The organism is Corallococcus macrosporus (assembly GCF_017302985.1).
Lineage (GTDB): Bacteria > Myxococcota > Myxococcia > Myxococcales > Myxococcaceae > Corallococcus > Corallococcus macrosporus_A.
In genome coordinates this window covers 2,451,272-2,474,037 of record NZ_JAFIMU010000007.1, presented here as the reverse complement: position 1 = coordinate 2,474,037, position 22,766 = coordinate 2,451,272, and the positions used below count along the sequence as shown (strand labels likewise).

The 22,766-nt window shown below is 70.8% G+C and carries 16 protein-coding genes; 9 read left to right on the top strand and 7 right to left on the bottom strand.

Going from position 1 to position 22,766, the window contains the following annotated elements:
• The first annotated feature begins 87 nt into the window (after positions 1–87).
• A complete protein-coding gene (locus tag JYK02_RS22625; RefSeq protein WP_207053949.1) occupies positions 88–1,764 on the top strand; it encodes an LVIVD repeat-containing protein in 1,677 nt (558 codons plus the stop codon).
• A 23-nt stretch (positions 1,765–1,787) separates the two neighbouring features.
• Here the strand turns inward: JYK02_RS22625 and JYK02_RS22620 are convergent, their stop codons facing one another.
• Positions 1,788–2,546 carry a hypothetical protein gene (locus JYK02_RS22620; protein WP_207053948.1) on the bottom strand — a complete coding sequence of 253 codons (759 nt, stop codon included), beginning with the start codon at positions 2,544–2,546 and terminating at the stop codon, positions 1,788–1,790.
• 117 nt (positions 2,547–2,663) lie between these two features.
• Here JYK02_RS22620 and JYK02_RS22615 point away from each other — a divergent pair, with 117 nt between their 5' ends.
• Positions 2,664–4,241 carry an LVIVD repeat-containing protein gene (locus JYK02_RS22615; protein WP_207053947.1) on the top strand — a complete coding sequence of 526 codons (1,578 nt, stop codon included), beginning with the start codon at positions 2,664–2,666 and terminating at the stop codon, positions 4,239–4,241.
• A gap of 10 nt (positions 4,242–4,251) precedes the next feature.
• On the opposite strand, the gene JYK02_RS22610 is transcribed toward JYK02_RS22615, so the two are convergent.
• From JYK02_RS22610 to JYK02_RS22590, 5 genes are all read right to left on the bottom strand, one after another.
• Positions 4,252–6,285, bottom strand: coding sequence for a response regulator (locus JYK02_RS22610; protein ID WP_207053945.1), 2,034 nt, complete (start codon positions 6,283–6,285; stop codon positions 4,252–4,254).
• Positions 6,282–9,083 (bottom strand): ATP-binding protein, encoded by a 2,802-nt coding sequence (locus tag JYK02_RS22605; RefSeq protein WP_207053943.1) that lies wholly within the window; start codon positions 9,081–9,083, stop codon positions 6,282–6,284. Before JYK02_RS22605 ends, JYK02_RS22610 begins: the two co-directional genes overlap by 4 nt.
• Positions 9,083–9,457, bottom strand: a complete 375-nt coding sequence (locus tag JYK02_RS22600; RefSeq protein ID WP_014400722.1) for a response regulator — start codon at positions 9,455–9,457, stop codon at positions 9,083–9,085. The genes JYK02_RS22605 and JYK02_RS22600 overlap by 1 nt, the downstream gene beginning before the upstream one ends.
• Positions 9,458–9,524: 67 nt before the next feature.
• Entirely contained in the window at positions 9,525–11,105 is a 1,581-nt protein-coding gene (locus JYK02_RS22595; RefSeq protein ID WP_207053941.1) for a GAF domain-containing sensor histidine kinase, read from the bottom strand.
• A 138-nt stretch (positions 11,106–11,243) separates the two neighbouring features.
• Positions 11,244–11,693 (bottom strand): helix-turn-helix domain-containing protein, encoded by a 450-nt coding sequence (locus tag JYK02_RS22590; RefSeq protein ID WP_431603490.1) that lies wholly within the window; start codon positions 11,691–11,693, stop codon positions 11,244–11,246.
• Between the two features lie 358 nt (positions 11,694–12,051).
• Between JYK02_RS22590 and JYK02_RS22585 the strand changes: the two genes are divergently transcribed.
• The 4 genes from JYK02_RS22585 (at position 12,052) to JYK02_RS22570 (ending at position 16,311) form a co-directional block, all read left to right on the top strand.
• On the top strand, positions 12,052–12,783 hold the full coding sequence (locus JYK02_RS22585; RefSeq protein WP_347402552.1) for a DUF6310 domain-containing protein: 732 nt from the start codon (positions 12,052–12,054) through the stop codon (positions 12,781–12,783).
• Complete coding sequence (locus tag JYK02_RS22580) at positions 12,780–13,535, top strand: DUF5953 family protein (protein ID WP_207053934.1); 756 nt, start codon at positions 12,780–12,782, stop codon at positions 13,533–13,535. The genes JYK02_RS22585 and JYK02_RS22580 overlap by 4 nt, the downstream gene beginning before the upstream one ends.
• Before the next feature lie 101 nt (positions 13,536–13,636).
• Positions 13,637–14,506, top strand: a complete 870-nt coding sequence (locus JYK02_RS22575; RefSeq protein WP_207053932.1) for a DUF2381 family protein — start codon at positions 13,637–13,639, stop codon at positions 14,504–14,506.
• Positions 14,503–16,311, top strand: coding sequence for a serine/threonine protein kinase (locus tag JYK02_RS22570; protein WP_207053930.1), 1,809 nt, complete (start codon positions 14,503–14,505; stop codon positions 16,309–16,311). The genes JYK02_RS22575 and JYK02_RS22570 overlap by 4 nt, the downstream gene beginning before the upstream one ends.
• Before the next feature lie 155 nt (positions 16,312–16,466).
• Here the strand turns inward: JYK02_RS22570 and JYK02_RS22565 are convergent, their stop codons facing one another.
• A complete protein-coding gene (locus JYK02_RS22565; protein ID WP_207053928.1) occupies positions 16,467–16,844 on the bottom strand; it encodes a helix-turn-helix domain-containing protein in 378 nt (125 codons plus the stop codon).
• Positions 16,845–17,075: 231 nt separating this feature from the next.
• Between JYK02_RS22565 and JYK02_RS22560 the strand changes: the two genes are divergently transcribed.
• The 3 genes from JYK02_RS22560 to JYK02_RS22550 all read left to right on the top strand — a co-directional run bounded on the left by JYK02_RS22560 (position 17,076) and on the right by JYK02_RS22550 (position 22,717).
• Entirely contained in the window at positions 17,076–18,290 is a 1,215-nt protein-coding gene (locus tag JYK02_RS22560; RefSeq protein WP_207053926.1) for a serine/threonine-protein kinase, read from the top strand.
• 115 nt (positions 18,291–18,405) lie between these two features.
• Positions 18,406–19,716, top strand: a complete 1,311-nt coding sequence (locus JYK02_RS40495; protein WP_207053923.1) for a serine/threonine-protein kinase — start codon at positions 18,406–18,408, stop codon at positions 19,714–19,716.
• 586 nt (positions 19,717–20,302) lie between these two features.
• Positions 20,303–22,717, top strand: a complete 2,415-nt coding sequence (locus tag JYK02_RS22550; protein ID WP_347402551.1) for an RTX toxin — start codon at positions 20,303–20,305, stop codon at positions 22,715–22,717.
• Positions 22,718–22,766: the final 49 nt, after the last annotated feature.

Genomic DNA, 22,766 nt, shown 5'->3' with positions numbered 1-22,766 from the left:
GCGCAAGGGACTTCTCCACGTGCCGGAAGATGGTTGCGGGATGACGGGGATTTCAGTCACTCCGCGCGGCGGAGACGTATCAGGGGCATGACTTCGCGCTCCCACCGCCTCCTGCTGCTCACCACCGCCCTGGCCCTGACGGGCTGCTCCACTTCGTCATCCCTTCCCACCGTGGACGCGGGCTCGCACGCGCCCGTGGACTCGGGCATGGCCCCCGAGCCGGATGCCGATGCGGGTGCTCCGGATGCGGGTACGGACATCGCCACCTGGGACGGCGGCGCGGAGGCGCTTCCCGAGCGCACCGACCACGTGGACCGGGGACCGTATTCGGACTGCGCCTTCAACCTGGCCGTCGGTGACGCGGTGGCCATCTGTAACGACGCGTCCCTCTTCAACCGGTCCACGTGCACGGCGGGCGCGTTCGATGACCTGGACACCACGGGCTACTACTTCCTCGATGCCCGCCCCAACACCGGCTACACCTCCAACCTCTCCGGCTACAGCCTCCGGCTGCCGCTCGACGGCGGGCCGGGCACCCTCTCCAGCCGGGCACTGACACGGCAGGAGGTGGGCGCGGGTTCGTTCTTCACCGCGGCCACCTTCCCCGCCACGCGCTTCACGCCGGCCCGGGACCTGGTGTTCATGGGCTGCACCCGGCCCACCCCCGACCGCATCAACGGCTGCTACGTCCAGTGCTCGCAGGGGAAGGTCGGCATCGTGGGCACCTTCACCGCGACCCGCCCGGGCCTGCGGACGCGCGGTGAGGCGGAGTCGTCCGGCCTCAGCCTCGTGTCCGAGTCCTCCGTCCCCATGGGCATGCCGGTGGACGTCTACGTCACGAAGGGGCACGCGTACGTGGTGGCCATCGGGACGGCCGAGAAGCCCGGCGGCCTGGCGGTGTTCGACGTGCGGGACGCCGCGCACCCGGTGCTCACGAAGACCGTGCAGCTCACCGGGGACACGTCCTGGAACGGCGTCTGGGCCAAGGACGACGCGCTCTACATCGCGAGCGGCAGCTCCGGCGTCGTCGTCTACGACATCTCCAACCCGGCGGATCCACGGTACGTGCGCGCCGTGCCCAACGAGCCGCTCAACGTGCACACCGTGCACGTGAAGGGCGACCGGCTCTATGCCATGGCCCCGTCGCCTGGCGACGCGGTGCTCATCCTCGACGTGTCGTCACCGCTGGCGCCCGTGGAGCTCAACCGGGTGTCCCCGGGCACGAGCGTGAGCGGCCCCCATGACGCCTTCGTGTACGAGGACCGCCTCTACGTGAGCTACACGGAGGCCGGCTACCAGGCCTTCGACGTGGCGGACGCGGAGCACGTCCTGCCGCTGGGCGGGTATGCCTTTGATGGCCAGTACGCCCACGCGAGCGCGGTGGGCACCTTCGCGGGCCGCACCATCGCCTTCGAGGGCGGCGAGTTCGCCGGGTCCCACCTGCGCGTGCTGGACGTCACCGACCCCGCGAACATGAAGCTCATCGGCGAGTACGGCCTGCGCCCGGAGCTCTCCATCCACAACATGATCCTCCAGGGCACGAAGCTGTACGTGGCCTATTACCAGGAGGGCGTGCGGGTGCTGGACGTGTCCCATCCGCCGAAGCCGCGCGAGGTCGCGTACTTCAACACGTACCGGGAGACGGATCCGGGACGCGCGGGCGGCACGTTCGAGGGCGCCATCGGCATCCGCGTGCCGGGCGACGGGTTCCTCTACGTCGTGGACACGGCCCGGGGGCTGCTCATCCTCTCCGAGCAGCCCTGAGCCCGGCGCGGGGGGACGGCCTCCTACGGAGGGGGCCGCACCCTCGACCGGCCGCTGCCCACCTCCCGGCACAAGGCCCAGCCGTCGTCGAGGACCTTGTTGGACGGCACGGGCTCCAGCCAGCGCCGGTCCTCCTCACCGGCCGAGGACTCCTCCAGCCGCAGCCGGGCACGGACCGCTCCGCCAACGGCCAGTGAGCCACCCGAGCCGGACGGCCTCAGCAGCTCCACTTCCAGGTCCCCGGTCACGAGGTGGTCCGCGCCCGCGGACAGCGCGCGCACCCGTTCATTGCCAAGGACCACGAGCCCCGAGTCCGCCGGGTCCCCATCCATCAGGGCGCCATGGACGATGAGGTCTCCCAGCACGACGACGGTCCCCGACAGGTGGACGTGGCCGTGGAGCTCCAGGGGCCCCTGGTAGACGACCAACTGGTCGGAGTCCGCGCCGAGCGTGATGAACGTCTCCCCGTCGCGTTGCCGCGTCTCCGAGAAGGCGGGGTAGGACGCCACCGGCCCGCCGTGACGCACCAGCGCATGAGCGACGATGCACTCCCAGTCCGGAGGGCTCCGCGCTTCGGGGATGGAGATGGGCTCGAAGGCCTGCCGCGTCAGCGCCGCCTCCAGCGCCTCCGCCATGCTGTCGCGCCAGGCCTCCCGCAGGCGCTGCTGCTCGGGCGTGGGCCAGGGCGGCTCGCTGCTCCAGTGGTCCACCACCGTCCCTCCGGGAACGCGGGTGCGCAGGTCGGTGAGCGCGGCTTCGATGTCCGGGCGGCGTGGGTGCATGGCGGGCTTCTAGCGCCGGATGGGGGGCTCGGCATCCGCTCCGGGGCGTGGGCTAGACTCCAGGGCTTCGCGCGTCGGCCGAGGACCGCGAAGCCACGAGCTGGAGCCAGCCACCCCATGACCTCTTCTCTTCGCCTCCTGGGTACGGGCCTGTTCGCCGTTGCCCTGTCCCTGTCCGGCTGTAGCGACACCGACCCTGCCGCGCCGGATGCTGGCACGCCGGATCCAACGCCGCCCGTCGAGCTCACCGACTACGTGGACGTGGAATCCGACGAGCCGTGCAAGGACCCGGACATCTTCGCGCCGCGTGCGAACTGCACCGACCCGAGCAGCTTCCCCCTCGCGGGCTGTGACCTGAACGCGGTGCGCGCCGTGGAGCCGTCCGGCATCTACCTGGGCATCTTCCGCTACGACCCTGAGACCTCGTTCAGCGCGGGCTTCCGCCTGGACACCACCCCCAGCTTCCTGGGCTTTCCCCTGGTGAGCCAGCAGACGGGGCCGCAGGGGTTCTTCATCACCGGCCAGTACGTCAGCGCCAACAACAAGCAGTCCCTGTACGCGCTCGCGGGCTGCCGCGTGCCGGAGCCCGGCCGCATCACCGGCTGCTTCGTGCGCTGCGCCGACGGCATCGCGACGTACTCCGGCACCTTCAACGTGTGGCGGATGAACCTGGACCGCGAGGCGAGCACCGGCGCGAAGCCCCTGCGCCTGGTCTCCGAGACCGCCGTCCCCCAGGGCGAGTCCGTGGACATCTACGTCACCAAGGGCCACGCCTACGTGGTGTCCGTGCCCCGGAACAAGAACGAGCCTGGCGGCCTCACCGTCTTCGACGTGAGCGACCCTGCCCACCCCACGCTCATCACCCGCGTGAGCCTGCCCAACGACAACTATTGGAACGGCGTCTGGGCCAAGGGCGACGCGCTCTACGTCGCCAGCGCCAACTCCGGCGTCATCGTCTACGACATCACCGACCCGGCGAATCCCCAGTACGTGCGCGCGCTGCCCGGCGAAGCCATCAACGTGCACACCGTGTTCGTGGACGGTGACCGGCTGTACGCCATGTCCCCCTCCCCCAACGCCGAGACGCTCCTGTTCAACGTGGCCTCACCGCTGGAGCCCCAGTTGCTCAGCCGCATCTCCGTGCCGCGCGGCGATGGGCTCACCAGCTACCCGCACGACGCGTTCGCCTATCAGGACCGGCTCTACGTCAACCACACGGCCAGCGGCTACGTGGTCCTGGACGTGAAGCGCCCGGACGTGACGCCCGAGCTGGGCAGGTATGTCTTCAAGGGCCAGTACAGCCACGCGAACGCGGTGGGCACCATCAACGGGCGCACCATCGCCTTCGAGGGCGGCGAGCGCTTTGGCGCGCACCTGCGCGTGCTGGACGTCACCGACCCCGCGAACATCAAGCTCATCGGCGAGGTGAAGAAGCGCCCGCAGACGTCCATCCACAACATGGTGCTGAAGGGCACGCGGCTCTACGTGGCCTGGTACCACGAGGGCGTGCGCGTCTTCGACGTGGCCACCCCCGAGCGCCCGAAGGAGATCGCCTCCTTCGATTCCTTCCAGGAGGCCCACCCGCTCAGCACCAGCAGCCTCTACCAGGGGGCCATCGGCATCCGCGTGCCGGGCGACGGGTACGTGTACGTCGTGGACCTGTCGCGCGGCCTGCTGGTGCTGGCGGAGCCGTGACGCGCGGGCGTCACTCCGTCTCGATGCGGTTGCGGCCGTTCTCCTTCGCCCGGTAGAGCCGGGCGTCGGCGACGCGCAAGAGCTCGTCCAGGGTGGTGCCGTCTTGCGGCGCCACCGCGAGCCCCGCGCTGAAGGTGACGTGGAAGCTCGTGCCCGCGTCACTCTCGAAGGCCATCCCCGCCAGCTCCTCCGCCGTGCGGGAGAGGATCTCCTTCGCGCTCTCCGCGGACTCGCCCAGCAGCGCGACGACGAACTCCTCGCCGCCCCAGCGGGCGCGCAGGTCCTCGCGGCGGAAGCGCGCTCCCAACAGGCGCCCCAGGCGCATCAGCACGCGGTCCCCCGCGAGGTGGCCGTGCTGGTCGTTCACCTTCTTGAAGTGGTCCACGTCCAGGAAGCACAGCGCCAGCGGCCGGTCGCCGCGGCGCGCTTCCGACAGGCGCGTGGCCACCGCCTCCACGAAGGGCCGGCGCAGCATGAGGCCGGTGAGCGCGTCGCGCTCCGTGCGCTCGCGCGACAGCCGGGCCCGCTCCAGCCGGGCGTGCACGCGGGCGCGCAGCTCCTCCTTCAGCACGGGCTTGGCCAGGTAGTCATCCGCGCCGGCCTGGAACGCGGCCAGGCGGAACTCCAGCCCCACCTGCGTGGTGATGAGCAGGATGGGCAGCTCCTGCCACTCCGGCGTCAGGCGCAGGATGCGGCACAAGTCGAAGCCGCTGGGCCCGGGCATCTGCACGTCCAGCAGCAGCAGGTCCGGGCGGTGCTGCGCGAGCGCGTCCAGCAGGCCGTAGGCGTTCTCCAGCCCCACCACCTCCACCGCGTCGCTCACCAGCGCCTGGGAGAGGGCGCGCACCGCCTCCGGGTCGTCGTCCACGACCATCACCTTCGCGCGCTCCAGCCTGCGCGCCGCCACCAGCCGCTCCGCCGCGGTGGCGAAGTCCTGCTGGGTGAAGGGCCGGGGCAGGAACAGCGACGCGCCCGCGTGCGCCGCGTGCACGCGCTCCTGGAGGCCGCCGTTCGCGCTGGAGAAGGCCAGCGGCAGGAACTGGTGGCCTTCCATCGCGCGCAGCGCGCTCGCGGTGGCGAGCCCGTCCGTGCCCATGTGCAGGAGCGCCCCGTCCACCCACTGCCGCTCCACCGCGGCGCAGGCCTCCTCGGGCGTGCGGGCCGTCACCACGCGCACGCCTTCGCGGTCCCCCATCTGCTTCGCGTCCGCGAGGATGGCCGCGTCCTCGTCCACCACCAGCAGCGTGCCCATGGCGGCGACGACGGCCTCCTCGGGCTCCGGCTCCGGGGCGAGGACCGGCAGCGACACGCGGTCCTCCAGCGCGCGGAAGCCCGCGTCCACCTGGGCCCAGTCCAGCGTCCCGCCGGTCTTCACCGGACGCAGCACGTCCTCCAGCGCGCCCGCCGTGATGCTCACGTCGCGGAAGCCGTAGCTGCCCGCGGTGCCGTGCAGCTTGTGCACGACGCTGTAGGCCTCCTCCAGGGCCGCCGCGTCGCCGTGGCGCCCCTTGCCCAGCAGCGCCTGGAGCGTGGCCAGCCGCTCCGGCAGCCTGGCGCCGTAGTCCGCGCTCAAGAGGGCCAGGCTCGCGGCGAAGTCGTCCACGGGCTCCGCGTCCGCCTCCTCGTCCTCCAGCGGCTCCGGAGGCGGGGGCGGCGGCTCCGCCACCGCGAAGAGCTGCTCCAGCCACACGGCCAGCTCCTCCGGCCGGTAGGGCTTGTGCACCACGCGCGCCACGCCCAGTTGGCGCGTGAGCAGTTCGTGGCTCTTGAGGTCCTTCCAGAAGGCGGACGCGAAGAGCACGGGCAGCGTGGGCTTCGTCTGGCGCAGCTCGCGGATGAAGTCCGCGCCGGTCATGCCCGGCAGGAGGCCGTCCACGATGGCGGCGTCCACCGGCTTGGACTGGAGCACCTCGCGCGCCTCCGCGGCGGTGCGCGCGGGCGTCACCTGGTAGCCCTTCTCCCGCAGGAAGGCGCAGACCAGGGCCTGCAGGTCGCGGTCGTCCTCCAGGAAGAGCAGCGTCTTGTCGTTGCGCGCGGTGCTCATGGCATCGCCTTTCGAGGCTCGGCCGCGGCGTCGCGGCGGGCCAGCAGTCCGTTGAGCAGCTCCCGCACGGAGGCCACCAGCTCCTCCTCGGAAGCGCGGGCCTTCGTCAGGTGCCGGGTGATGCCCAGCGTGAGCTGGCGCTGGTCGGTGCGCGACAGCTCGCGGCCGGTGAAGACGATGAGCGGCGTGGCGCGGCCCTTGCCCTGGCGCAGGATGTCCACCACCTCGAAGCCGTCCAGCCGGGGCAGCCCCACGTCCAGCACGATGAGGTCCGGGGGCGTGTCACGCGCGAGCGCCACCGCGCTCTCCCCGTCCGCCGCTTCGATGCACAGCGCGCCCAGCCGCTCGAACTGCGCGCACAGCACCCGGCGCGTGGTGGCGTCGTCGTCCACCACCAGCACGCGCGCCTGGCCCGGCTGGCGCATGGCGTAACGCAGTGTCTTCAGCAACCGCGTTTCCTCCACGGGCGTGGGCAGCCAGTCCACCAGCAGCGCGGTGCCCGCGTCCTTGGGCCCCGTCTGCGAGCGTCCGGCCAGGGCCAGCACGGGCAGCTCGCGCGTGCGCGGCTGTTCCCGCAGGCGGCGCACCCAGTCCAGCACCGGGCCGTCCGGCATCTGCGTGTCCACCACCAGCGCGTCCGGCAGCGCGTGCTCCACCGCCTGCGCGGCCTCCGTGAGCGTGGCGGCGCGCACCACCCGGTAGCCCTCGTGCGACAGCAGGCCGCGCAAGAGGGCGGACAGGTCCGCGTCCGCGGTGACGATGAGCACGTTGTGGCGGGACTCGTCCGCGGGCAGCGTGGTGCCGGCGGCCGGCGCGGGGACGCGCAGGGCCTCCAGTGTGAAGTGGAAGGTGGCGCCCTGGCCGGGCGGGCTGGACACCTCGATGCGGCCGCCGTGCTGCTCCACGATGGCCTGCGAGATGGCCAGCCCCAGGCCGGTGCCGCCCTTGCTGCGCGTGTCGGACGCGTCCAGTTGCTGGAAGCGGCCGAAGAGGCGGGGGAGCTTCTCCTCCGGGATGCCGGAGCCCTGGTCCGTGACGCTGAAGCGCACGCGGCCGTCCGCCGTGAGGCCGGCGGCCACCACCACGGAGGCGCCCTGGGGGGAGAACTTGATGGCGTTGGAGACCAGGTTGGTGAGCACCTGGATGAGCCGGTCGCGGTCGCCCTTCACCTGCGGCGTGCCCTCCACGTCCGAGCGCAGGGTGACGTGCGCTGTCTCCGCCATGCCCTGCACGCCCGCGAGCGTGGCCTCCACCAGGTCCTGCGCCGTCTGCGGCTGGAGCTTCAGCTCCAGCATCCCGGACTCCATCTTCTCCAGGTCCAGGATGTCGTTGATGAGCCGGATGAGCCGCTCGGTGTTCGTGCGCGCGATGCGCACCATGTCCAGCGCCTGCGAGGGCAGCTCCCCCACGATGCCGTTCTCCAGCAGGCCCAGCGAGCCCCGGATGGAGGTGAGCGGCGTGCGCAGCTCATGGCTCACGGTGGAGACGAACTCGTTCTTCATCCGCTCCACGGCCTTGCGCTCCGTGAGGTCGCGCACGAAGACGGTGGTGCGCGGCGGGCCGTCCGCGTGCACGCGCGCGAAGGTGAGCTCCGCGGGGAACACGGCGCCATCCGCGCGCAGGCACGGCGTCTCCACGCGCGCGGCGACCGTGTCCTGGCGGAGCGCGGCGTGCACGGCCTCCCGCTGCGACGCCGGCAGCGACGCGGGCAGCGCCAGCGTCAGGAAGTCCGCGCCCACCGCCCGCGCGGACGGCAGGCGGAAGTGGGCGGCGGCGGCGGGGTTGAACTCCGCGACGCGGGCGGACTCGTCCAGCACCACGATGCCGTCCGGAGACGCCTCCAGGATGGCGGCCTTGCGCGCGTCGCTGGCCCGCGCCTCCGCGCTCGCGGCGGACAGGGCCTGGGTGCGCTCCGCGACGCGCGCCTCCAGCCCGCGGTTGAGCTCCCCCAGCGCCGCGGACGCCTGGGCCAGCCGCACCAGCACGACGAGGACGTAGCCCACGAGCAGGAGCGACACGCCGAAGAGGACGATGCGCGTGCGCTCCGCGCGGGACTGGGCCTGCTCCTGGAGCTGGAGGTACGTGGTGATGAGGCGCTCCGCCTCGCCGGTGGCGCCGTGGTCCAGCAGCGCCTGGAAGGACGCGTCCGCGGCCCGCTGGAGCGCCGTCAGCTCCCGCGCGCGGGCCTCCAGGCCGTCCAGCGCGGCGACGGCGGGCGCGGACAACGTCTGTCCCTCACGCGCCCGGGCCAGGCGCGCGAGCGACGCCTCCACGCGGACACCGGAGGCCTCTCCATGGGCGCGCAAGGCCAAGAGCACGTCCGCGCCCAGCGCCCCCACCTGTTCACGCGGCGCGCCCGGGGGCAGCGCGGCGGCGGTGGCGGCGACCTGTCCGGGGAAGGCCTCCCGCAGGGCGGAGAGCTGGCGGTCCTTCTCGCGGGCCGACGCCAGCAGCCCGCGCGAGCCCTCCAGCGCGCGCAGGTACGCGTCCAGGGACGCGCTGAGCGACCGCATCCCCTCGTCCGGGAGGAAGCCCGGCGCCGTGCGCAGCATGCGGGCGCGGGCGGCCAGCGCGTCGAAGTCCCGGTCGGAGGCGCCGTGCAGCTCCGCCATGCCCACGCGCTGACGCAGCACGTCCTGTTCCAGCTCCGCCGTGGCCACGCGCAGCTGCCGCAGCTGGGTGCGGTAGTGGTCATGGTCGGCGGTGGAGCCCGGGCGGCCCAGGATGAAGAGGGCGCACAGCAGGACCAGGGCGCCAGCGGCCAGCGCGGCGGAGCGTTTGGACAGGCGGGGTTCCATCAAGGCACCAGTCGGCGGATTTCCTGCGGCAGGGTCATGGGGTCGAACGGCTTGCCGATGACGCCCACCGCGCCCAGCTCCAGGTAGCGCGCCACCTCCTGCTTCTGGACCTTGGCGGTCATGAAGATGATGGGCGTGTTCGCGGTCGCGGGCTGGGCGCGCAGCCGGCCGAACGTGGTGGGCCCGTCCATGCCGGGCATCATCACGTCCAGGAGGATGAGGTCCGGGCCCTCCTGGCCCGCCTTCTCCAGGGCCTCCGCGCCGGAGGACGCGAGCACCGTCTTCCATCCGCCCACACGGCTGAGGCTGAGCTGCCCGATGGTGCGGATGTCGTCCTCGTCGTCCACGAGCAGGACCTTCTCGATTTTCGCCATGGGAGGGAGTGCTCCGGAAAGGGGGGATTGGATCGGGGGTTACGGGCGCCGGTGGGAAGTGGATCCCTCAGGCCGCTTCCGGCCCGGGTTCGCACTCCGGCAGGTCGAAGGAGAAGCGGGTGCCCGCCCCCGGGGTGGTGGTGAAGCGCAGGGTGCCGCCCATGCGGGCCACCAGGCCCTGGGCGATGCTCAGCCCCAGGCCGGTGCCGGGGCGCCTGCGGGTGTCGGACGCGTCCGCCTGCGCGAACTTCTGGAAGACGCGGGCCTGGAAGGCCTCCGGGATGCCGGGGCCGTAATCCTGCACGTCCACGCGCAGCGCGCCGGCCTCGCGGGTGAGCGACAGGGTGACGCGCTCGCCCTGGGGGGAGAACTTGATGGCGTTGGAGAGGAGGTTCGCCAGCACCTGGATGAAGCGGTCCTCGTCCACGCGGGCGCGGGCGTGGGGCGTGTCCACCACGGCCTCCAGGCGCACGCCGTACTCGTCCGCGTAGCCCTGGTGGGCCTGGAGCGCCTGGGCCAGCAGCGGCGCCACCTCCGTGGGGGCCAGGTGCAGGTCCAGCCGGCCGGACTCCATCTTCTCCAGGTCCAGGATGTCGTTGATGAGGCGCAGCAGCCGTTCGCTGTTCTTGTGGGCGATGCCCACCATCTGGGCCACCTGGGAGTCCAGCGGGCCCGCCACGCCGCCGCACAAGAGGCCCAGCGAGCCGCGGATGGAGGTGAGCGGCGTGCGCAGCTCGTGGCTCACGGTGGAGATGAACTCGTTCTTCATCCGCTCCACGCGCTGGCGCTCCTCCTCCAGGGCGCGGGCCTGGGTGACGTCGCGGGCGACGGCGTAGAGCAGCCCCTCCTCCGGGTCCGGCACGGCGTTCCACTGGAGCCAGCGCCAGGAGCCGTCATGGCAGCGGGCGCGGTGCTCGAACTGGAGGACGGGGGCGCCCTCGCGCGCGCGGGCCAGGTGCCCCAGCGTGGCGGCGCGGTCCTCCTCCAGGGCCAGGTCCACCAGGGACGTGCTGTAGAGCTCCGCCTCGGAGAAGCCGAGCGTGCGGCTCCAGGCCTGGGACAGGCGCAGGAAGGTGCCGTCCATGGCGGCGATGCAGAGCATGTCCACGGAGACCTTGAAGAAGCGCTCCTGCTGCATCAGCCCGATGCGGGCCTCGCGCTCCTGCAGGGCGTTGAGCTCCACCTCCGCCCAGCCCGCCAGGTCCGCGAGCGCGGCGCGGTCCGCGTCGGAGAAGTCCCGGGGCTGGTGGTCGATGAGGCACAGCGTGCCCACGCGGCTGCCGTCCGCGGCGCGCAGGGGGTGGCCCGCGTAGAAGCGGACGAAGGGGGCGCCCAGCACCAGCGGGTTGTCGTGGAAGCGCGGGTCCCTCAGCGCGTCCGGCACCACGAAGGTGGCGGGGGAGAGGATGGCGTGCCCGCAGAAGGACACCTCGCGCGGCGTCTGCGTGGCGTCCAGCCCCTGGCGCGCCTTGAACCACTGGCGGTCCTCGTCGATGAGCGACACCAGCGCGATGGGCACCCGGAACAGGTGCGACGCGGCGCGCACGATGCGGTCGAAGCGTTCGTGCGCGGGCGTGTCCAGCAGACACAGCGAACGCAGCGCCTGGAGGCGCCGCGGCTCATCCGCGGGCGTCGGGGGTGGAAGCATGGCCTTGGGCCCCGTGCTACCCCACCTGTCTGCCATTGGTAAGAGGGGCGCTCACGAAGGCCCGTTTCCCGGGTCAGGGGGACAGGCGGGCAGCCAGCCGATTGCAGTCCGGCGGCATTTGTCTGCCCTTGGCGCGTGCTACCCCGCGCGGCGCTTCCGGGGCGGGGCCAGCGGCTTCTTGCGAGGCGTCGGCCGGGGCTCGCGGGGTTCCGGAGACTGCTTGGGGGGCATGACGGACACCACCGTGCGCACGACGCGCGCCACGGCCTTGAGCTGCCGGGGCTCCAGTTCTCGCAGCGAGCGCACCAGGCGCCGCAGCTCCAGGGAGTCCTCCTGGGCCGGCGCGGCGCGGGGTGACACGGGGGAGGCGCCGGGCCCCACGCCCAGGAGCGTGTCCGCGGACACGGCCAGCACGTCGCACAGCCGCCGCAGGTTCTGGGCCCGGGGCAGCATGCGGCCGCGCTCCATGCGGCTGTAGACCTCCATGGCGATGCCCACGCGCTCCGCCACGTCCGCCTGCGTGAGTCCCAACCGCAGGCGCGCGTCACGCGCGGCGGCTCCAAACACCATGTTCAGCTTTTCATTCACCGGGGCGGGCACCCCCAAAACCTTGCATCTCTCCCCCGGCGCGCAAGTTTTCGGGGCCATGCCGACGCGCACCTGATTTTCAAGATATACTGTTTATTCAAGGATGCTGACGGGCTCCACGTGCGACCGGCATCGTCCCGTGACCCGCTGGCTCGACTGAAAGGACGTGACCATGCGACTGCGCGCCTGCGCCGCACTCCTGCTCTTCCTCTCGGCTTGCGCCACGTCGGCACCGAGCCCAGCAGAGCGCGCGTCCCGGAACCCGAGGTTCGCCAACCTCCAGCGAGCAGCCACGTTGCCGTGGACGGACGGGGGGCGGTGCGTGGTCCGTGAGGCGTCCCAGCCTTGGCCACTGCTGGTGGAGAAGTGCTATCGGACCCTCGACCATGACCGGCTCGAGTTCCACGACACCACCGGAAGATGCACCGTGGCCTCGGCGGATGCCGCGACCGTGGGACTCGGGTTCTGCGTGCTGGCGGCTCCGGAGATTGCCGTGGGGGCCGTCATCGTGCTTGGCGTGGTGGTGGTCGGCGTCGCCATCCAGGAGGCGTTGGACGCGTATGAGCTGCGGCATGCTTCCCCCGAGGAAGCTGGGACCTCACGAGGAGCGAAGGTGTCATCCCGGGAAGCCGGAGCGCACCGCAAGCCCAGGCCGGAGCCCGACCCAGCGGGACAGAGCAGGCAGCCCCCGGTGCCGCCCGTGCCCGTGAGCCAGACGGGCCGCGCAAGCTGCGAACCGGTTCCCGTGCCCCACGCGGGCGAGGACGACCCGCATGATGAATGTGCCGACAACTTCCCACCCAACCGTTATCCCGGGATGGACGTGCTCGTCGGCGGTGTGCGCTTCGACGCGCTGCAAGTCGGCATTCGCAGGCTGTGGGAGATCAAGACCCATCAGTTTGAGACGTACAGCGACTTCGTCCGGGATCGGGAGATCGAGAAGGAAATCAAGCAACTGGATAGGGAGCGGAAGGCCGCAGCAATGTGTGGATATGGTTTCGTTCTTGGGGTGAGCACCCAGGCGCACAAAGACGCGCTTCAACGGGTGGACCGGAGCCTCGATATTGTTGTCACGGGGTGCAAACGATGACCGCCCGAAAAAGACTCGGCCTCATCGTCTACGCGCCTGCGCTTGTGGGCAGAGACCGCCGCACAATCGAGAGCGTTCATGGAATGGAGAAGGCGCTTCCCGGCCTGCGGCTGGAGTGGAGACTCTCCAATGGAGGACGTCCTATCGCATTGCCGCTGCGTGATGGATGGATCCTGGAAAAGATCGAGGATGGAGGATTCCCGCTCGTGTGCAACGGGGACCAGGGCTTTCCCGTGACGGTCTGGGGAAGGGAAAGATCAGGGCTCTTCAGCCCAGGTGGTCAAGACCTGTTCGAAGTGCACGCGAAGCTGCCATTGAACAAGCCCGTGATCGAATCAGCGGCGGCTGTGCTTGAGGGCGTAGCGGAAGGGGCACGCGCGTTGTGGGGCGAGGCGACGCCAGACGACGCTGCCGTGGACATCGCGTATCAGACTGCCCCCACGCTGGCAGGCCCCCCTTCCCCACGCCGGGGCCTGCCAGCCCTCAAGCTCTTCGAGCACATCCGCGCCCCCGAGATTCCCTATTACCTCGGGTGGCTGAACTACTGGTCTGCCGCTGCCGCGCGGGCCATCGGGTTCCCGGATCCGACCCGCGACGCCGAGCTGCTGTCACGGGCGCGGCGCACGGCATCGGGCGGCTGGGTCGTGCAGCTCACCGATGCGCCGCTCGACCTGGACAACCCCGCCCACCTGGACATGCTCAAGCGGACCTACGAGAGGTTCCCCGAGATCGGCGGACGCGCAGCGCCTTGACCTCAAGCAAGGGGCCCGGGACGCGGCTCCGGCCGTGGGAAGGAGCCCCACTGCGCGGGCGTCCGCGATGGTAGTCTTCCCATCCGGGAGGTCATGCACCCTTGCCCCAACCTTTCAGATTGGCCCTCGCGCTCATGCTCGTCTCGGGAGCTGCCGCGGGGGCTGAGCCGGCACCGGGTGCACGGGTCAAGCGGGAACGCTCCGTCACCCTCGCCAGCACGTCCGCCGAACCGTTGCCTGTCGTCCATGTCGCGCAGGACACCCTGACGCTGCTGTTCTTTGCCTCGCCGATCCAGAAGAAGACGCTGACCTTCGATGAGTCTCGGATCCGCGTCCTGGATGCCGGCGAGCGTTCCGTCATCGTTCAGCCCGTGGCCAATCTCGGTGCGGGCGAGCGGCAGGAGCTCGGGGTATTCTTCGCTGACGGCCGAGCGCCGACACGGGCCGCGTTCGTGCTCGTGACCGACCCGGCCGAAGTGGACGCTCGGATCGACGTGCAGCGCCCTGAGCCGCCGGACGCGGCCTGCCAGCCCACGGCCCAAGCCCCGGCGCCGAAGCCGGAAGACTTCGTGCTCCTTGGCTATGTGGACGAGAAGGGCGTCACGACGTCCCGCCGCAAAGGCACGCTCGATTCGGAGCAGGGGTTTACTTTGGACAAGCTCGTCGCCTTTCGGGGCGCGGGCTGGATTCTGGCGGACGTGATGTTCGTGAACAGCCTTGACCGCCCTGCCTGGACACCCCGGGAAGCGATGTTCGTGGGGCGAGTCGGCATGCCCCTGCGGGCGCGGCTCGTAGCCAAGAAGCCAGGGGCAATCCTTCCGGGTGGGTATGGGCGTTTACTCGCGATCGTGGACGTGCCCGAGACGAAAGCCGACCTCGTCTTCACCCTGGAGGTGCGTGGGGATGAGGGGCGGCGGCTCACGACTCCAGACGTGCGCTTCCCGAAACCCGCCGCGGAGGATGCCCGATGAGCGCGACGCTGCCCCGCATTCCGCCCGGTTCGTTGATTGACGGCTGGCAGGTCTCCAAGCCACTCGGTGACGGAGGCTTCGCGTTCGTCTTCCTGGGCGAGAAGAACGGCAGGCACCGGGCCATCAAGGTGGCCCAGCACCGGGAGTCCAGCGGCGACCTCAAGCAGACCCATGCCCGGACGCTGCGGGAGTTGACGGCGCTGCTCATGCTGGACCATCCGAACATCGTCCGGCCACAGGGATACGGCCTGGCGGAGAGTGGGAACCTGTACCTCGCGCTCGACTACGTGGACGGCTGGACGCTCGCGGAGTGGGCGGAGCGCAAGCACCCGACCGTTCGCGAAATCCTCGGGGTCTTCGAGAAGCTTGCCGGTGCGCTGGCGTACATGCACGGCCGGGGCATCCTGCATCGGGACCTGAAGCTGTCCAACGTCCTCGTCCGCAAGAGCGACGGCGAGCCCGTCATCATCGACTTCAGCTGCGCGACCTACACCCTCGCCGAAGACCTGACGGACGGGGGATTGCCTCCAGGGACAGACCGCTATCGCGCGCCCGAGCAGTTCAAGTTCCTGCGCGAGCACAAGGACAAGCACCGGGCCCGCTACGCCTTCCAGGTCGCCGACGAAATCTTCGCGGTCGGCGTCATGCTCCATGAGCTGCTGACCGACCCACGCCCGACGGAGTTTCGCCCGCGCTTCGACTTGAACAGTCCTGCCCTCCCACCGCCACCACCCCGCCTGACGAATGCGCGGGTGCCCGCGGAACTGAGCGACCTCGTCGAGAACATCCTGGCCCGGGACCCCAAGAAGCGTCCGGTCGATACCGAGGCGCTGCGCCGCGAGCTGGCGGATCTCCGTGCCGAGCGCTCCGCCGAGTATGACGTGCCGGTCCATCCGCCCGCTGAACAGCGTCACGGAGGGCCAACTCCTGCGGCTCCTGTGGTGCCCTCCACGCCGCAATCCCTCAAGCGGCATGTGGCCCTGATGGAGCGACCGCTTCGCGCGGGAAGGTGGCTCGCAGGCGTCGTTTGTATCGTCGCGCTCGTCATGGCCACGGCCCTCTGGCGCTTGTCCGGGAGCGCCCCCGGCGGGTCTGCCGGGTCGCACGACGCCGCGACTCCACGCCCTCCTCCTGACATCCCCCATTCCGCACCGCCCAGGACAACCCCTCTTGCTATGACGCCCGCTGGCCCTTCGTCCGTGACACCCCCAGGGCCAGCCATCGCCGCTGCCCCGAAGGAAGGATCCGCCTTGAAGACCCCTGCACCCGAAGCCTCACTCCCAGGACGTGCGCCCCGCTCGCCGAAGAAGTCCGTTGCCGCCGTCGAGTGCGCGTCGCTGTCGCTCGTCGCGGCGCTGGCGGTGGGTTGTCCGGGTGCCCAGATCCGGCCAGAGCGCTTCACCTGCCCGGCTGGGGCGGAAGAGGCCATGCGGGAGCAACTTCACTGGAAGGAAGGGGACAGCTTCTCCCTTCAGCTGGATGACCGCCAGGCGGCTTTTGCCAATGTATGGTTCACCGCTGGCGGGGAGGTGGTGGGGGTGGTCCCCAAAGGCATCACCGATGACCGGCAGCTTGCGGTCGCCCCTGTTGGGACACGCTTCTACGGCAAGGCGTACTACCTCTCCGACAAGATGGGGCGTGTGGATGGGCCGGCCCTCATCGTCCGGTACGACCGCGTGAAGCTCCCGGGGCAGGACGAGTACCCCATTTGCTTCGTGGTGGAGAACGAAGCCGTGGCGTTCAAGGACGGCAGGGTGAAGGGATCCAGTCGAGGGGCCGGGACAGTGGTGGACCGCTGGCCCTGAGCGGTTCCACGGTGACGTGGTGGGTAGGCGCTTGAGTTCGCGCCCCTCCTTGAAATCGACATGACCTCCAGGGTTGTCCCACGACGGCCCATCCCACGGGTGACGTCGCCCACAACGCGCGGGCCTTCGGAGGCCCGCGCGCGGAGCTTGAACGACTAGCGCTCCCGGAGCGCGAGCGCGCCCTGGATGATGAGCCCCATGGCCTTGAGGTCCTCTTCATCCAGGGGCCTGAGCGCGCGCACCAGCCTGCGCAGGGTGGGTGGATCCTCCTCCCGGTCCGCGAGCGCCAGCGTGCGCGCCTCTTCCGGAGGCGTGGGCCCGTCCAGCCCCAGGAGCGTGTCCGCGCGGATGCGCAACACCATGCACAGCCTGCGCAGGGTGGTGGAGCTGGGCAGCACGCGCCCGCGCTCCATCCGGCTGTAGACCTCCATCGCGATGCCCACCTGGCTGGCGACGTCGCCCTGGGTCAGGCCCTGCCGCTCGCGGGCCTCGCGCGCCGCGGTGCCTACCGTGATGGCCAGCTCCTCGTTCATTGCCGCTCACCCACCCCTGGCCGGACCGTGTCTCCCATGAAGTCAGGTGTCCGGCATCCTACCTGACACGGCACCAACACTACCCCAAGGGGCATCCGCCATGCTATGGACCTGAGAGGTCCAACGGGGCCTTTCCCGCATGCATCCTCCCAGCCACGTTCCCGCTCTCCGATTGAACCCCCCACATCCTGAAGAAGCCCGGCTTCCCTCGGGCGAAGGAGGCCTTCCGCAATGAGCCTGGAGGGAGGACATCCGCTGCTGCTCCAGCCGCAGGAGGTGGTGGGCAGCTTCCGGCTGTTGAAGCGCCTGGCCACCGGCGGCTACGGCACCGTGTTCCTGGCGGAGACCGGGGGCTTCCACGTGGCGCTGAAGTTCGCGCTCCAGGGGCCGCAGGACTCCGAGGAGGGCTCGCAGGTGGACGCGCGCACGCTCAAGGAGGTGAGCGTGCTGCACCGCATGACCCACCCGAACGTGGTGGCGCTGCGCGGCTACCACCGCTGGCCGCACCCGCGCACGGGCTACCTCTTCCTGGTCATGGACTACGTGGAGGGTCCCACGCTGTCGGACTGGGCGGTGGAGGCGAAGCCGTCCGCGCGGCAGGTGGCGCGGCTGTTCGCGGAGCTGGCGCTGACGCTGGACTTCATCCACCGCGCGGGCGTGCGCCACCGGGACATCAAGGGCAGCAACATCATCGTGCGCGCGTCGGACGAGCGGCCGGTGCTGGTGGACTTCGGCTCCAGCGACCACGCCTGCGCCCCGGCCATCACCGACGGCCGGCCCCCGCCGGGCACGCCCAGCTACCGCAGCCCGGAGCTCTTGCGCTACTGGCTGAACAACCCCAAGGGCATGGCCCGCTACGTCTACCAGCCCACGGACGACCTCTATTCGCTGGGGCTCACGCTCTTCCAGGTGCTCACCGGGGACTTCCCCTACCCGCCGGACCTGCCGGCCGCGGCGCTGCTGGGGGGAATCCAGACCATCAAGGGGAGGACGGCGCGCTCGCTCAACCCGCGCGTGCCCCGCGCGCTCAATGACATCTGCGAGCGGCTGCTGCGCCAGGACGTCAGCCAGCGCTACCAGATGGGCTCGGACCTCTATACCGACCTGAGCGCCGCGCTGGAGCGAGCCCCGGCCAGTTGGGACCGGCCGCTGTTCAACGCGCCGCCGCCCCACGAGGCCGTCACGGAGGAGTCCGACGCGTACTTCGACGGCAACGAGGAGGCCCGCGAGCTGCGCCGCTGGGCCCGCGCGTACGAGCGGCGCGTGCCGGGCGCTCCGCCGCACTCGAGCGCCCCCACGCCGCCGGTGCCGTCGCCGCCCGGACCGTCCGCGGGGCTGGCCGCGCCCATGCCCCCGCCCATGCCCTGGTGGCTGGCCCGGCGCCTGGCATGGCGCAGGCGCTGGGAGCAGTGGCTGCGGCGTCTGGGATTGCGCCGGGGCGGCTGAACCCCGGGCGTCCTGTGACTTCCACACAACCCTGGAGGTTTTCCCCGCGACAGGGTTTGTGCTACCTGCGGGGTTGAGCGATTCCCGCTCGACCCTAGAGGTTGAAAGGCAGGACATGAAGACGCCCGATACGACGACGGAGGAGATTCCCGGCGTGCCCCGCCGGCCGCGCGTGCTGTTCACGGTGGGCGGCACGGCCTTCGAGTTCGTGCGCAAGCTGGAGGTGCGCGCCACCGGGGAGCTGCTGATGCTGGCGCGGCGGCGCTACCGGGGCGGGATGGGCGGCCCGGTGGTCATCAAGCGGCTGCGCAACCCGTCCGGTTTCGTGGAGCGCCGGCGGCTGGTGGAGGAGGTGGAGCTGACGTTCCGGCTCAACCACCCGGGCATCGCGAAGGTCTACCACCTGAAGGCGTACCGGGGCGTCCCGCACGTGGTGATGGAGTACGTGGAGGGCCGGTCGCTGGACACGGTGCTGAACCTGGTGGCCATGCGGCGCAAGCCCATGTCTCCGGCCTTCGGCGCGTGGGTGGTGTCGGAGGTGGCGGAGGCGCTGCACCACGCGCACACGCTGCGCGACGAGTGGAACCGGCCGCTGGGCATCGTGCACCGGGACGTGAGCCCCCGGAACCTGCGCCTGGGCGTGCACGGCGAGGTGAAGCTCACCAACTTCACCGCCGCCTTCTCCACGCTGCCGGGGCGGGAAATCACCAGCCGCCCGCTGGTGAAGGGGGACGTGGCGTACGCGTCGCCAGAAGCCCTGCGGCGCGAGCCCGTGGACGCGAGGAGCGACCTGTTCTCGCTGGGGCTGGTGCTGCTGGAGGTGCTGACGGGGACGCACCCGCTGGCGCAGGAGGGGGACGTGGCGCTCCCGCCGCCGGACCTGCCGCTGGTGCAGGCGCAGGGGCCCACGTGGATGCCCCTGACGGAGGTGGCGGCGCGCATGGCGCTGGTGGGGCCCGCGCAGGTGGAGCACCTGGCGCGCGACGTGCCGGAGGGGCTGCGCGCGGTGGTGGCCCGGGCGCTGCGGCAGGCTCCGGCGGATCGCTTCGCCACGGGGGCGGAGCTGGCCGCCGCGCTGCGGGAGTGGCTGCGCGAGCACGCGCCCGCGTACGGACGGCAGGCCGCGGCGGAGGAGGTGGAGGCGGCGGCGAGGGAGGCCACCGGCAGGCGCAACCAGGCGGAGCTGCTGGAGGGCGGGCTGCACCCGGCGGAGCTGACCGCCGAGGAGGCCGCGATGTCAGCCGAGGCCGCGACCGAGCGCCCGCCGCCGTTCCTGGGAGGCGACGACATGACGCCGGACCTGAGCGAGGAACCCCTGCCCATGCAGCAGGACCTGGTGGAGGACCTGGACGAGCTGGCCGGACCGGATGAGGTGGTTCCGGGAGACGACTTCGAGGACGACGACGACGGCCACCAGCCGGTGTGAGCCCGTGCCGCGCGGCATTCTGGGACCCGCGCCACCCGAGTCCCCCCGGACCAACGGGGTGCCACCGCCGGTCAATGGCTGTCACTCCCGGGGGCCGTGCGCGCCATGGAGCACTGGGGTGTTTGACAAAGCTTCCGTGACTTACTTGTTTCCCTTCACTCATCAACCCGGTGCGTCACCCCGCGCTCCACTTCCGCCAGCTCGAGCGCCGGGAGGGATGACGATTCCTGTCACCGCGCGGGTCCGCCGCGACTGACACGCATTCCACCCGCCAGTCAGCGCAAACCCAGACATTGACACGCTTTCGCGGAAGCCAATAAAAGGCGTGACAGTCTTTTCACCCGCTGGCGCTGTTCCCGTCGTCGCTGGCTGCACACCAGACATCCGCCGAGGGCCGGGAGGTCTCCCCGGGTCGGCGAACGCCTGTCCTTTCCCTCTGTCTTCCGTGACGTCCCCCGGCCGCGCTCCCTCCGAGCGCGGCACGGAAAACGTGTCTCCGGGCTCCGGCCCGGGCACGTGAGGCCGGCGTGTGCCCGGTGCGAGTCATTGGCCTTCTCCACTGTCTGTCTTCCCAAGGAGTGTCTTCGTGAAGAGCACGTCTCCCCGTTGGTTCCGGTCGCGCGGCATGCTGGGCGCGCTGCTGCTGTCGTTGTCCTCGCCGTGGATGGCCGCGTGCAGCTCGGGCACCGAGGCGCCAGGCCCCTCCGCGCCGTCCGAGCAGACGCAATCGCAGGTCACCGTCTCCATTGGCGCCCAGGACCTGTACTCCGCGGCGGTGAAGGGCCGCGTGTCCGCGCAGGCCTTCAGCTACGCCGACGTCGCCAGCATCCGCATCGACGTCTACGACGTCTCCTCCGGCTCGAAGGTCCCCCTCTTCAAGAACTTCGACCTCTTCACCTCCGCCCAGGCCTGGACCGGCAAGCTGCCCTTCCTTCCCAAGGCCAAGGCCCTGCTCTTCGAGGCCCGCGCGGCCAGTGCGTCCGGCACCCCGCTCTTCTCCGGGTCGCTCAACGCCACCCTCACCCTCGACTTCCAGACCGTCACCATCCCGCTGGCCTCGGCCACCAACGGCGCCAACATCTCCATCCCCCGCATCAAGAAGATCAGCATCCCTTCCGCCTTCGCCTCCGCGCAGTCGGGCAACATCACCTTCTTCGTCGAAGCGAACGTCGGCGAGGCGCTCACCTACTCCATCACCTCCACGCCCGCGACGGGCAGCGGCGGCTTCTCGCCCACCACCGGTGGCATCACCCTGCTGAACACGGCCGGCGCGTTCGTCTCGCAGTACTCGCCGCCCACCGTCTCCACCGAGACGACCTTCAGCCACACCGTCACGGTGACGAATCCGGCCGGGCACTCCATCAGCACGACGTTCACCACGAAGGTGCTGCCTCCGGAGACCAGCAGCGGCGTCATCGACACGTCCGTCGCCGTGCTCTTCAACCCCGTCATCAATGGCCTGAATGCCCAGCGCACCGGCACGGACGTGAAGTTCACGGCCACCGTCGCGGATGACACGCCCGAGGAGGCGCTGACCTACGCGTGGACCTTCACGCCGTCGGCCGGCACCACGCCGGATCCGCTGCCTGCGTTCACCACCCAGACGAATCCCACCACCCTCCAGCACTACACCACCACGCTTCAGGGCGACCTGAAGATGTCCGTGACCGACACGAACAACGGCACCACCACCCTCAACTACAAGCTCACGCCGGGCCAGTTCCCGGACGAGCCCGTGGCCCAGGGGCCGCTCGACGGCATCAACACCATCCGCGGCGGCAATGGTCACACCTGCGCGATGCTGAATGATGGCTCCGTGCGCTGCTGGGGTCAGGGCAACTACGGGCAGCTCGGCTACGCGAACGGCTACAACCTGGGTGACGCTCCGTCGCGACTGCCGTACCTGGAGGGCCCGGTGAACCTACTGGGCAAGGCCACGAAGCTGGCCACGGGCTACAACCACACCTGCGCCCTGCTGAGCACGGGCGACGTGCGCTGCTGGGGCCAGAACACCTTCGGGCAGTTGGGCTACAACAGCACGCAGCACATCGGTGATGGCGAGCCCGTCATCGACGCGGGCTTCGTGAACCTGGGCGGTCCCGCCATCCGCATCGCCGCGGGCGGCGACCACACCTGCGCGGTGATGGCCGGCGGCAGCGTGCGCTGCTGGGGTCGTGGCACCAACGGCCAGCTGGGCTACGGAAGCACGGAAAACGTCGGCGACAACGAGCAGCCCTGGAAGGCCGGCGACGTGAACCTGGGCGGGGCCACCGCCACTGACATCACCGCGGGCGCGGCGCATACCTGCGCCCTGCTCTCCACCGGCAAGATGCTGTGCTGGGGGCGCAACAACCAGGGGCAGCTGGGTTATGGCCACCTCCAGGACATTGGTGACACCGAGACTCCTGCCGGCCAGGTCGCCTTCGAGCCCGGTGGCCCCGTGGCGCAGATCAGCGCGGGTGCCTATTCCACCTGCGCGCTGCAGAAGTCCGGCGGCATCGTCTGCTGGGGAAGCAACGTCAGCGGGCAACTGGGGACGGGCCCGAACACCGGCACCACGTCCTACGTCCCGTGGTGCCCTGAGTACGGTGGCTCGGCTTACTGCTACTACAAGACCCTCGCGAACCAGACGACCGTGACCCTGGGCGTGGGCCTCACGGCCCTCCAGGTGTCGGCGGGCAGCGAGCATGTCTGCGCCCTGGTCTCCAACGGCAGCGTGCGGTGCTGGGGCAGCAACAGCTACGGCCAGCTCGGCTACAGCACCGCCGTGCCCGTCAACGTGGGTCTGAACACGCCGGGTGGCGCGGTGGACCTGGACGGGGCGACGGCCTACCAGGTCAACGCCTCCGTCGGACAGCACACCTGCGCACTGCTCTCCACGGGCAAGGCGCGCTGCTGGGGCCGGGGCAACCTCGGGCAACTCGGCTATGGCAACAGCAACAATATCGGCGACAACGAGCTGCCCTTCGGCGACGTCCCGCTCCTGCCCCCGACCCCGTAGTCCCTGAACACTCGCGGGCGCCCGGCACACGCCGGGCGCCCGCTTCGCT